Here is a 12500-nt window from a genome sequence, read left to right on the forward strand (position 1 = left end):
GGTTGACGATGTCGCGGATCGGAGTTCTATCCGGCCCGTGCGGCGTTGCGGGCACGCATGTGTTCGAGGATGTGCCGGCCGGAGCCCTCGACGTGGCGAGCAACCAGCTCGGCCGCCTCGTCGGCATTTCCCGCTTTTACATGCGCGATGAGCTCGCGATGCTCGCGCATGATCGCGGCGCGGCGCGCGAGGGTGAAATTGAAACGTCGGCTCACGGCTCGCAGCACTTCGCGATGCTTCCACCAAAGCTCGGCGGCATGGCGGTTGTAGTGCCGCTGGTACATCACGGTATGGAAGGCGGTATCCAACTCGCTGTGCCTGAATGTATCGGCAAAGTCGTTCTCTTCGATCAGGCCTTGGATGCGTTCGAGCTCGGCGATGTCCTCCACGGTGGCCATATTGACGAACCATCGCGTCAAGGCCGGCTCGATCAGAACGCCGATCTCGTAGATATCGCGGACAAATTCCTGGTCTATGGGCCGGACGCGCGCCCCGCGGTTAGGGGTAAAGATGACGAAGCCCTCGCCGCGCAGCAGCTGCAGGGCCTCGCGCACGGGATTGGTCGAGGTGCCGTGACGCCGCGCGAGATCGGTGACCACGAGCCGTTCATTGGCGGCCAGCCGTCCCTCGATGATGTCTTCCCGGATCAGTTCGTAAACCGAGGCACCCTCGCTGGAGGCCCCGATCGGGTCGATCCCCACAGGTGGCTTGGCTTTGAAGTCGCTCGTTTCGGCCAAGGCCGGCTCCCCAATTTGTACACACTCCATCCGATTATCACGCAAAGTTTCCTCAAACAATGTACGATTTGGCGCGTTGACAGGAAATCATCGATCTGAAAACGTATAAAGTGATCGAAGGGATACATTAGGGCGGAGAAATATCCCTACGGTCGAACGACCAAGGACCGCTTGCCTCGACGCAGAGCGGCATGGGAGAACCTGGAGGAGACCTATGAGGAGGATCACACTCGGCGGTGCCGTTCTGCGCGGCACTGTCTCCACGGCTCTACTGGCATCGTTGATGTCGGCGCTGGCGCTTGCCGCGCCGCCGGTCGACCTGAGCAAGTGGTCGCCGGAATATGTGCGCTCGATTGCCGGCACACAGGATTTTGACACGGCCGGCGATTGCGCCAAGGTCACGCCGCTCGACTACAAGGGACGACTGACATTCTGGTATCAGGGCGTGTTCGAGGGCGACCCCGACCTCCTGCGCCAATACTACAAGGATTTCTTCGCAACCTTCCGCAAGACCTACCCGAACATTCAGCTCGAGGAGCAGGCCCTCACCTACAACGACCTGCTCGACAAGTTCCGCACCGCGCTCCTTGGCAATGCCGCGCCAATGGCGGTCCGCCTGCAAATCCTGGGCGGCACCGAGTTCGCCTCGAAGGGCTATCTGCAGCCGCTCAAGCCCGAGGACGTCGGCTATTCGACCGAGGATTTCTGGCCCGGCGCCATGAAGGCCGTAACCTGGGACGGGGTGACCTACGGCATTCCGACCAACAACGAGACGATGGCTTTCATCTGGAATGCCGACATCTTCAAGCGTGCGGGGCTGGACCCTGACAAGGCTCCAGCAACCTGGGACGACGTCGTCAAATATTCCAAGCAGATCCACGACAAGCTTGGCATCTCCGGCTACGGCCTCGTGGCGCGCAAGAATGCCGGCAACACGCCCTACCGATTCATGCCGCAGCTGTGGGCCTATGGCGGCGGTGTTTTCGACGAAGCGGCAGCGAACCCTACCTATAAGGACATCGAGCTCAACAGCCCGCAAAGCAAGGCGGCGCTGCAGGCTTCCTACGACATGTATGTTCGCGACAAATCGGTGCCGGTCTCGGCGCTCACCAACCAGCAGGCCGACAACCAGCCACTGTTCCTTGCCGGCCAACTCGGCATGATGATCTCGCACCCGTCCGACTACGACGTCATGCTCGACCTGCAGAAGAAGGCGACGGGCACCGACAAGGACAAGGCGCAGACCGTCATCGACAACATGCGCTACGGCCTGATTCCGACCGGCCCCGACGGCAAGCGAGCCGTCGTGTTCGGCGGCTCGAACATTCACATCCTGAAGCCCGAATATGTCGAGGGCGGCAAGGTGGACGAGCCGGCCGCAAAGGCCATCATCTGCATGTGGACGAGCCCGGAATGGTCGCTGAAGATGGCCTATGCCGGGTCGAACCCGGGCAACCTCAACGGCTTCAAGACCAAATGGATGAAGGAACGTCTGGGCAGCATCAAGTTCCTCGACGTCACGACCTCTATGCTGCCATACGGCATTCCGTTCCCGGCGCTGCCGCAGTCGCCCGAGATCATGAACATCATCGTCCCGGACATGCTGCAGAATGCCCTGACCGGCGCGATGACCGTCGACCAGGCGGCGGACGACGCGGCCAAGAAGGTGAAAGACCTGATGGGCGGCGGACTGTAGCCCAGGCATGACTGACATCCGACCGGTTGCGTCCGCGGGGCGCAGCCGGCCCATTCCTGAAAACAAGGGCACGCTACAGTGACGATCGTGACCGGGAAGGCCGAGGCTCACCCGAGATTGCAACCCGGCGGATCCGGCACGCTGCGCCAGATTTGGCAGCATCGCGCCGACTACGCCTATGTGCTGCCGGCGATCGTCGTGATGCTCGTCGTCATCGCCTATCCGATCTACTACACGATCGAGCTTTCGTTCTTCAGCACGCCGCCCGGCCTGCAGCTCCGCGACAAGATCTTCGTCGGCTTCAACAATTACACGACAATCCTCGCCAGTGAGGTGTTCTGGCAAGTCACCCTGAACACGTTGATCTGGACAATAGCATCCACCTTCTTTTCCTTCGTCCTGGGATTTGCGGCCGCGCTGGCGCTCCACCGCGACTTTGTCGGCCGGGGCATCTTGCGGGCGATCCTGATCATTCCCTGGGTCATCAGCGCGGTCGCCGCCTCCTATATCTGGAAGTGGATCTATCATTCGGATTTCGGGATCATCGGCGCGGTGCTGGTCGAGCTCGGATTGGCCGACCGTCCGCCGAATTTCATCGACAGCGTCAGCACGGTGCTGCCCTCCCTCATCGTCGTCAATATCTGGCGCGAATTTCCGTTCGCCATGATCATGATGATGGCCGGCCTGCAAACGGTGCCCGACCAGTTGCTGCGCGCCGCAAAGGTCGACGGGGCCAACGCATGGCAGCGCTTCTGGCACGTGACCTTCCCGCATTTGAGAAACGTCTCGACGGTGACGATCCTGCTGCTCGCGGTCGCCAACTTCAATTCCTTCATCATCCCATGGATCATGACCGGTGGCGGGCCGTCGAACGCGTCGCATATCTGGATCACCCACATTTATGAGCTTGCCTTCGGCCGGCAGCGCTGGGGCGTGGCGGCCGCCTATTCGGTGCTCCTGTTCCTCATCCTGATGACGCTTGGCTACTTCTACGTCCGCGCGCTGAGCGGCAACGAGCAGAAGGAAGGCGGCGCATGAGTATGGTTGCCAGCACGGACTCTCTAGGCCAGACCCGCCGCCGCGTGCGCATCGACGGGTGGCGGTGGGCCGGGCGCATCTTCCTCGCCTTCATGCTGCTTTACACCGCGCTGCCGATGATCTGGATGTTGCTCACCTCGATCAAGTCCGGCTTCGCGGCAATGCAATTTCCGCCGCAATGGTGGCCGGATCAGCCAAACCTTGCCAGCTATCAAAAGCTGCTCGATCCGCAGAACAGCGTCGGCCAGGATTTCCTTCGCTTCTTCTGGAACAGCCTTCTCGTCTCGACCGCCACGACGATCCTTTCGGTGATCGTGGCGGTCCCCGCGGCCTATGCGTTTTCGCGCTTCACCTTTCCTGGGCGGAATTTCCTGTTCTTTGCGGTGCTGCTGCGCAACATGTTCCCGGCGGTGATCTTTCTCGTGCCGCTGTTCATCCTGATGCGCGCGCTCGGGCTGGTGAACACGCACGGCTCGCTCATCCTCACCTATCTCACCTTCGGCCTGCCGCTGGCGATCTGGCTGCTCAAGGGTTTTTACGACAACATTCCGGTGCAGCTCGAGCAGGCGGCGCGCATCGACGGCGCAACGCGGTTCCAGGCCTTCATCCTCATTGTGATGCCACTCTCGACACCAGGCATCATCGCCACCGCGATCTATTCCTTCATCGGAGCGTGGAACGAGTATATCTACGCCTACACCTTCCTCTCCAAGAACGAACAGTTGACCCTGCCGGTCGGCATCCAGCGCTTCTTCTCGGAAAACACGACCGACTTCCCGGGCCTGATGGCGGCAAGCTTCATGATGAGCGTGCCGGTCGTCGTGCTGTTTCTCGTCCTGCAACGATACTTCGTACGCGCGCTTACGGAAGGCGCGGTCAAGCACTAGGGAGTTGCTGCCGATGGCCCACGTGGTCCTCAAAGATCTCGTCAAGACCTATGGCAGTTTCAAAGCTGTCAACGACGTTTCGCTGACGGTCAATGACGGCGAGTTCGTCGCGCTCGTCGGCCCTTCGGGCTGTGGCAAGACGACCACGCTCAATCTCGTCGCGGGTCTGACCTCGGTCACATCGGGCAACATCGTCATCGGAGAGCGGATGGTCAACGACCTCGACCCCAAGGACCGGGACATCGCCATGGTGTTCCAGAACTACGCGCTCTATCCGCAGAAATCGGTCTACAAGAACCTGGCCTTCCCGCTCCAGATGCGCAGACTCCCCAAGGACGAGATCGACAGGAAGGTCAAGGAAGCGGCCCGCGTGCTCGACATGACGCACCTGCTCGAGCGCAAGCCGCGCGAACTGTCGGGCGGGCAGCAGCAGCGTGTGGCGCTTGGTCGTGCCCTCGTGCGCGATCCTGCCGTCTTCCTCATGGACGAGCCGCTCTCCAACCTCGACGCCAAGCTGCGCGTGCAGATGCGCTCGGAGATCAAGCGTTTCCACCAGGACCTCAAGGCAACGATCATCTACGTGACGCATGACCAGCTCGAAGCCGTGACCATGGCCGACAAGATGGCGGTGATGAACGGCGGCTACCTGCAGCAATACGACACCCCGGCGCAGGTCTTCGCCCATCCGGTGAACATGTTCGTCGCCAGCTTCGTCGGCAGCCCGGCGATGAGCCTCATTCCGCTCGAGGCATCGACGGCGAACGGCAACACGGTGTTGACCGGCGCCGAGGGCTGGAGCCTCGAGCTGTCGTCATCCAATGCCCGGAAGCTAGCGAAGGCAACGACCCGGAAAGTCGTGCTCGGCGCGCGGCACTCGACGATCAAGCTGCATAAGAGCGCAGTGCCGGGTAGCGTCCCGGCCAAGGCCTACACGGTGGAGCCGACCGGAGACGTCACCTTCGTGCAGGCCTTCCTGTCCGGCGCGATCGTCAACATCAGCGTGCCGCCGAGCGTTGCCGTCGCGCCCGATGAGCGGATCTGGCTCGAGTTCGACCAGGAGCGGGTGCATCTGTTCGACGGCGAAACCGAAATGGCCCTCAAGACCGACTGAGACTGGGCCGACTGAGACTGGGCTGATTGAAATTGGCCGGCGGAGATGGGGATGCGTGAGGAACGTGGGCGGGAATGACGACCAAGCTTAGGATCACCGCGATCAAGCCCTATCCGGTGTGGGTGGGAACCCGCAACCAGATGCTGGTCAAGGTCGAGACCGACCAGGGCATCTTCGGCTGGGGCGAGAGCGGCTTGAGCGGCCGTGAGAAGGCCGTGGCCGGCGCCGTCGAGCATTATCGCGAATTCCTCACCGGTCGCGACGCCATGCAGATCGGCCGGATCTGGCAGGAGCTTTATCGCAGCCAGTACTTCGAAGGCGGGCGCGTTCTGCAGGCGGCTATTTCCGCCATCGACATCGCCCTGCATGACATCAAGGGCAAGGCGCTGGGCGTGCCGGTCTACGAGCTGCTCGGCGGCAAGCAGCGCGATCGCGTCCCGACCTTCGCCTCGACCGGAGACGAGCCCGAAGGCGATGCGGCCATCGAACGAGCCCATGAGTTGCGCGCTCAGGGATGGCAAGCGATCCGCTTCTTTCCCTCCGGGCAAAGCAGCAAGGATATCTTCGAGCCGCGCGAGTCGATCGGCGCCACCGCCAAAATGCTGAACAAGGCGCGCGAGGCGCTGGGCGACGATGTCGTGCTTGGCATCGACTATCATCATCGGCTGTCGGTGGCGGAAGCCGCGAGCTTTTGCGGCAAGCTCGGCCGCGGCGTGCTTGATTTCCTGGAGGAGCCGATCCGGGACGAGACACCAGAGGCCTACGAATCCCTGCGCAAGATGACGGACATCCCCTTTGCCATCGGCGAGGAATTTGCCAGCAAATGGCAGTTCCTGCCCTACATCGAGCGCGGCATCCACCAGTTCAACCGGCTCGATGTCTGCAATGTCGGCGGGCTCACCGAAGCGATGAAGGTCGCAGGCTGGAGCGAGGCGCATTATGTCGACCTGATGCCGCACAATCCGCTTGGCCCGGTGTGCACGGCCGCGACCATGCATCTCGCGGCAGCGGTACCCAACTTCGCCTGGCTCGAGACCAGGGCGGCGGAGAGGAAGCTCGGCTTCGACAATTCCGATTTCTTCCCCGTGCAACCACGGCTCGACGGGACGGATTATCCGGTCAGCGACTTGCCCGGGCTCGGCGTCGAGGTCAACGAGGCGGCGATCCAGGCACAGAGTTTCCGTTTCTGGGAAGCGCCTCACCTCAGGCGCCGCGACGGTTCCGTCACCAACTGGTAGTTCCATTCCAACCGGAGTCCATCATGACGCATACCCCCGACATCAAGCGGCCGCCCAAGGATCTGATCGACGCGCTGAAAGAGATCGGCGCCGCGACCGTTGCCGGCACGCTAGGCCACATGGGCTTCCGCAGTCCGCACATGGTTGGCCCGGTCGCGCAGAACCATGGCAAATCGATCGTCGGGCCGGCGCTGACGTTGCAGTTCCTGCCGCAGCGGCCTGATCTGTTCAACGAGGGAGAATATGCCGATCCGGAAACGCAACTGCACCGGCATGTGCTTTACCATGCGCAGGAGGGCGATGTGGTCGTGGTGGACGCGCGCGGTGATATGAGGTCGGGGGTCTTCGGCGATATGATGTCGACCTATTTCAAGGGCAGAGGCGGCGCGGGCATCGTCATCGACGGATGCATGCGCGACCGGCCCAACGTCGAGAAACTCGATCTGCCGCTATGGCTGCGCGGCTGGACGCCCAACTATCATGTGCAGACCAGCATCTATCCCAACGCGGTCAACGTCCCGATCGCCTGCGGCGGTGTCACGGTCATCCCCGGCGACATCATCGTCGCGGACGATGACGGCGCAGTGGTGGTTCCCGTCGCAATGGCTCACAAGGTCATCGAAGAAGCGAAGAAGCATCACGACTGGGAGGAGTTCTCTCGCGAGAAGCTGATGCAGGGCGCACCTTTGCAGCGCTACTACCCCCTGCATGACGATGCCCGCGGGGAGTATGAGGCGTGGCGTAAGACAAAACGCTTGGAGAACCCAAGTTAGCGCAAGGATCGCTAGGCGGCAGTCCGTCCGCGCCGACCAAACGAACGCCGACATGGATCGAGTCGTGCGGCTCGTGACCCGCAAGCCGATGCTTGGCGAACCAGTCCGTAAGCCTCAGATAAACAACGGCAATGGTGGGAGCACGCCGATGCTCGATATCGCGATCGAAGTCGGCTTCGAAAACGCCTCGCATTTCTCCCGAGTTTTCCGGCAGACCTTTGGCCTGCCACCCAACAAAATCAGGTCGACAGCGCCGAACTGATCTGGCTCCCAAAATGGCTGCGCCCAGCGCACGGCGCTGGGCGACAAACATCCGCTATTTGGCGCAGACGGGTCGAGCATCAACCATGGAGAATGCGCACCCCCGATCTTCGGCCGCATTGGCGAACCGGCGTTGCGCCGAAGAGGGCAAACTGCTAAGCAAGTAGACATTTTGGAAACATTATTTCATGGACCATTCGGGTACAGTCGTCATTGTGGCTCGTCCAGGCAGCGACTGGTCCGACAGCCTCGAAGTGCTGTCGGAACGTTATGCCTATCGGGTCTTGCTGGTCGGCACCCCGGCAGAGGCCCTGACGGCGATGAGCAGCATCCATGTCGATCTTGCGGTCGCGGAAGATCGGCAGGATGAGACCGTCGGCCTTGATTTCCTGACCCGCCTGCGCGTCTCGCATCCGGAAATCATGCGTGTCTATGTGACGCCGGCCCCTTCGTCGGTGTCCTATCAAGCGCTCGCCAAGGCTGCGATATATCAGTTTCTTCTGACGCCGCTCGATCCGGCGCAGCTCGGCCTGGTCGTCGAGCGTGCGCTGGAGGCACGCGAACTTCATCGCCGCCACCGCATCCTCTCGCGGGAATTCAAGATTTCCGGAGCTCTCATGTTCGGGGAGCGCCGAGAGCCAGCGTTCAGGCCGGAAAGCCACCAGTTCGAAAAGCTCGTCTACGCCAGCGAGAAGATGGCGGAAATGTGCGATCTGGCAAAGCAGGCAGCGGCAACGGAACTGCCCATCCTGATCCAGGGCGAAACCGGTACTGGCAAGGAACTCCTGGCGCGCGCCATCCATTACAATTCGCCCAGGCGCGCGAGTCCTCTCCTTGTCCAGAATTGCGGCGGCATGCCAGATGAGTTGCTCCAATCGGAACTCTTCGGGCACAAGCGCGGTGCCTTCACGGGGGCGATTTCCGATCGCCTCGGCCTGTTCCGCGCCGCCGATGGCGGAACAGTCTTTCTCGACGAGATTTCAGACGTGTCACCGTCCTTTCAGGTCAGTCTGCTGCGCTTTCTTCAAGAAGGCGAGGTCAAGCCGCTGGGCGCTGACAAGGTCATGCACTGCAATGTCCGCATCATCGCCGCTTCCAACAAGCCGCTGCAGGACCTCGTCGCACAAGGCAAGTTCCGCCAGGATCTCTATTTCCGGCTGAAAGGCTTCGAGTTCGAGGTGCCGCCGCTGCGCGATCGTCCGGACGACATCGGCCCGCTGGCGGAATTTTTTGCCGCCAAGCATGCCGACGCCATGGGCCGCAAGGTTCTGGGCATCACCGCCAACACGCTCGATAAGCTCGCGCTCTGCAGTTTTCCCGGCAACGTGCGCGAGTTGGAGAATGAGATCCGCCGCATGGTCGCCCTGACTAAGGACGGCGAATACATCACCACCCGCAATATGGCGCCGTCGCTGCTCGCCACTGCCTCTGCCCGCAAGCAGGGCGATGGCCTCAGGGGCTTCGTGCCGGAGGGCATCACACTGAAGGATCAGGTCGAAAGCCTGGAAAAACAGATTGTCGGGCGCGCGCTCATACGCAACCATTGGAACCAGAGCCGCACCGCCGCCGAACTCGGTTTGTCGCGCGTAGGGCTTGCCAACAAGATCAAGCGCTACAATCTCAACGAAAACGGTTGAGAGGCACATCATGAGCGACGACAAGCCGGAGCATGAGAGCGCGGACGTCATCCGCTTTCCCCAGTCGCGCGTGCTCCCGTCAGGTCGGGCGGAGCCGCCGCGATATCTGGGCCTTGGAGCAATGGCCAAGACGATCGGCGCGCCTGAACACCAGGCCACGGGCCATTGGTGCAGCCGCTGCAAAGGCATCTGGTACGGCTATCTGCTCGAGGTCACCTGTCCGGCATGCGGCAACCGCCACGGCTGAGCCGCGAACCAGTAGGGCGCGATAAACGAACTTTCCACCTGCTAAGATAGTTTGCAGGTCAACACGCGGGAAATGCTGCACCGCAAAATACGTCTGGCAACCCCAACCACTTGATTCAACGCCGGTTTTCTCGCCTCGCCCAACTTGGCACGACGCTTGCAACTTCCTTTCCGTAGACGCGCTGCACCCAAAGGTCAGTGGCGTAGCGGAGGAGGAATTCATGGCCAATCTTCTATGGCTCCAGGGCGGAGCCTGCTCGGGTAACACGATGTCGTTCCTCAACGCCGAGGAACCGAGCGCATGCGACCTGGTTACCGATTTCGGCGTCAACGTGCTCTGGCACCCGTCGCTGGGATTAGAGCTCGGCGAGAACCTGAAGAAGCTTCTGAACGCGCTGACCTCGGGCCAGATGCCGCTCGACATCTTCGTCTTCGAAGGTACCGTCGTGAACGCGCCGAACGGCACGGGCGAGTGGAACCGCTTTGCCGGGCGACCGATGCGCGACTGGGTAAGCGACCTGAGCAAGGTGGCGAATTTCGTGGTCGCTGTCGGCGACTGCGCGACCTGGGGCGGCATCCCCGCGACTGCGCCAAACCCCTCCGAAAGCCAGGGGCTGCAGTTCCTCAAGCGCAACCAGGGCGGCTTCCTTGGCAAGGACTACAAGTCGAAGGCCGGCCTGCCCGTCATAAACATTCCCGGCTGCCCGGCCCACCCGGACTGGATCACCCAGATCGTCGTGGCGGTTGCGACGGGGCGCGGAGGCGATCTGACGCTTGACGAGTTCCAGCGTCCGAAAACCTTCTTCACCTCCTTTACCCAGACGGGCTGCACCCGCAACATGCACTTTGCCTACAAGGTTTCGGCCACCGAGTTCGGCCAGCGCAAGGGCTGCCTGTTCTACGATCTCGGCTGCCGCGGCCCGATGACCCATTCGCCGTGCAATCGCGTGTTGTGGAACCGGCAATCCTCCAAGACCCGAGCTGGCATGCCCTGCATGGGCTGCACCGAACCGGAGTTCCCGTTCTTCGATCTGGCGCCGGGCACCGTCTTCAAGACGCAGACGGTCATGGGCGTGCCGAAGGACATGCCCTCCGGTGTCGACAAGACCGGCTACGTCAAATTGACCGCCGCCGCCAAGGCCGCTTCGCCGCGCTGGGCCGAAGAAGACATCTTCGTCGTCTGACCGCGCTTCACCGAACCCTATCGAACAAAGGTCAAGACAATCATGTCCGCTGCAGTTCAAACACTTGATATTTCGCCCGTCGGACGCGTCGAGGGCGATCTCGACGTACGCGTCGACATCCAGAATGGCGTCGTGGTCAACGCCTGGACCCAGGCCGAGCTCTTCCGCGGCTTCGAGGTGATCCTGCGTGACAAGGACCCGCAGGCTGGGCTGGTGGTTACCCCGCGCGCCTGCGGCATCTGCGGCGCCTCGCATCTGACATGCGCGGCCTGGGCGCTGGATACCGCGTGGAAGACAGAGGTGCCGCGCAACGCGATCCTTGCCCGCAACCTGGGGCAGATCGTGGAAAGCCTCCAGAGTCTGCCCAGGCATCACTACGGCCTGTTCATGATCGACTACACGCACAAGAACTACTCGCATTCGAAATACTATGAGGAAGCCGTCAAACGCTGGTCGCCATTCACCGGAACCAACTATGAACTTGGCGTCACCATCTCCGGGCGGCCGGTCGAAATCTACGCCCTGCTCGGCGGGCAGTGGCCGCATTCGAGCTATATGGTCCCCGGCGGCGTCATGTGCGCGCCGACGCTGACCGATGTCACTCGCGCCTGGTCGATCCTGGAGCACTTCCGCCGCAACTGGATGGAGCCGGTCTGGCTCGGCTGCTCCTTCGAGCGCTATGAGCAGATTCAGTCCTACGACGACTTCATGGCCTGGCTGGACGAGCGGCCCGAGCATGCGAATTCCGATCTCGGCATGTTCTGGCGCATGAGCCTCGACGTCGGCGTCGACAAATACGGCAAGGGGCATGGCAAGTACGTGTCGTGGGGCTACCTGCCGCATGAGGACAAGTACAACCGCCCCACCATCGAGGGCCGCAATGCCGCGGTCTTGATGAAAAGCGGCGTCTATGACGGCGCGACCGACACCCATAAGCTGATGGACCAGGTCTATACGCGCGAGGACCTCATGCATGCCTGGTACGACGAGCCCGGCGGCAAGCATCCTTTCGACCGCGTCACCAAACCAGTGGGCAAGAATCCGGTCGACCACGACAATCAGTATTCCTGGGCCACCGCCGTGCGCCACGACCAGAACGGCCGACTCGAGGCAGGCCCGCTCGCACGGCAACTCATCGCCGGCGGCCGGCATGGTGAAAGCTGGCAGCACTATGATCCGCTGGTGCTGGACATGTATAAGAAGCTCGGCGGCGCGAGCGTGATGCTGCGCCACTTCGCGCGCATGCACGAAGGGGTGAAGCTCTATCGCCAAGCCGAGCACGCGCTGCGGGAATTCCGGCTGAACGACCCATGGTATGTCAAACCAACCGAGAAGGACGGCCGAGGGTGGGGGGCAACGGAAGCCATTCGCGGCGCGCTTTGCCACTGGATCGAGGTGCAGGGCGGCAAGATCAAGAACTACCAGATCATCGCGCCTACGACCTGGAATGTCGGCCCGCGCTCCGACGGCGGCGAATTGGGCCCGATCGAGGAGGCGCTGATTGGAACGCCGATTGCCGATGTGAACGACCCTGTGGAGGTCGGTCATGTCTGCCGCTCATACGACTCGTGCCTTGTCTGCACCGTGCATGCTCACGACGCCAGCAGCGGCGAAGAGCTTGCCCGGTTCCGTACGGCATAGGTCATCCGCCGGCTCAACGACGCCGCTCGGTCGTCTGCGATGCGGACGACC

At 62.0% G+C, this 12500-nt stretch carries 12 protein-coding genes; 11 read left to right on the forward strand and 1 reads right to left on the reverse strand.

The features are described 5' to 3' along the window. Positions 1-26: 26 nt before the first annotated feature. Positions 27-737: a GntR family transcriptional regulator gene (locus RFM41_RS14810; protein ID WP_320249761.1), complete on the reverse strand. Its 711-nt coding sequence runs from the start codon at positions 735-737 to the stop codon at positions 27-29. Between the two features lie 214 nt (positions 738-951). Here RFM41_RS14810 and RFM41_RS14815 point away from each other — a divergent pair, with 214 nt between their 5' ends. From RFM41_RS14815 to RFM41_RS14865, 11 genes are all read left to right on the forward strand, one after another. Next, entirely contained in the window at positions 952-2433 is a 1482-nt protein-coding gene (locus RFM41_RS14815) for an ABC transporter substrate-binding protein (protein WP_320249763.1), read from the forward strand. A 78-nt stretch (positions 2434-2511) separates the two neighbouring features. Beyond that, positions 2512-3471, forward strand: coding sequence for a carbohydrate ABC transporter permease (locus RFM41_RS14820; protein ID WP_320249765.1), 960 nt, complete (start codon positions 2512-2514; stop codon positions 3469-3471). Then, complete coding sequence (locus tag RFM41_RS14825) at positions 3468-4358, forward strand: carbohydrate ABC transporter permease (RefSeq protein WP_320249767.1); 891 nt, start codon at positions 3468-3470, stop codon at positions 4356-4358. Before RFM41_RS14820 ends, RFM41_RS14825 begins: the two co-directional genes overlap by 4 nt. A gap of 13 nt (positions 4359-4371) precedes the next feature. Next, positions 4372-5469, forward strand: a complete 1098-nt coding sequence (locus RFM41_RS14830) for an ABC transporter ATP-binding protein (protein ID WP_320249769.1) — start codon at positions 4372-4374, stop codon at positions 5467-5469. Positions 5470-5543: 74 nt separating this feature from the next. Beyond that, the gene (locus RFM41_RS14835) at positions 5544-6707 is read left to right on the forward strand and encodes a mandelate racemase/muconate lactonizing enzyme family protein (protein WP_320249771.1); all 1164 of its coding nucleotides are present in this window, start codon (positions 5544-5546) and stop codon (positions 6705-6707) included. Positions 6708-6730: 23 nt separating this feature from the next. Then, complete coding sequence (locus RFM41_RS14840; RefSeq protein WP_320249773.1) at positions 6731-7480, forward strand: ribonuclease activity regulator RraA; 750 nt, start codon at positions 6731-6733, stop codon at positions 7478-7480. Between the two features lie 52 nt (positions 7481-7532). After that, complete coding sequence (locus RFM41_RS14845; RefSeq protein ID WP_320249775.1) at positions 7533-7742, forward strand: helix-turn-helix domain-containing protein; 210 nt, start codon at positions 7533-7535, stop codon at positions 7740-7742. 187 nt (positions 7743-7929) lie between these two features. Continuing rightward, positions 7930-9378, forward strand: a complete 1449-nt coding sequence (locus RFM41_RS14850; RefSeq protein ID WP_320249777.1) for a sigma-54 dependent transcriptional regulator — start codon at positions 7930-7932, stop codon at positions 9376-9378. Positions 9379-9388: 10 nt separating this feature from the next. Beyond that, entirely contained in the window at positions 9389-9625 is a 237-nt protein-coding gene (locus RFM41_RS14855) for a hypothetical protein (RefSeq protein ID WP_320249779.1), read from the forward strand. A 220-nt stretch (positions 9626-9845) separates the two neighbouring features. Next, complete coding sequence (locus RFM41_RS14860; protein WP_320249781.1) at positions 9846-10808, forward strand: NADH-quinone oxidoreductase subunit B family protein; 963 nt, start codon at positions 9846-9848, stop codon at positions 10806-10808. Positions 10809-10850: 42 nt separating this feature from the next. After that, complete coding sequence (locus tag RFM41_RS14865; RefSeq protein WP_320249783.1) at positions 10851-12449, forward strand: nickel-dependent hydrogenase large subunit; 1599 nt, start codon at positions 10851-10853, stop codon at positions 12447-12449. Positions 12450-12500: the final 51 nt, after the last annotated feature.

It is taken from the genome of Mesorhizobium vachelliae, from assembly GCF_033977325.1.
Lineage (GTDB): Bacteria > Pseudomonadota > Alphaproteobacteria > Rhizobiales > Rhizobiaceae > Mesorhizobium > Mesorhizobium vachelliae.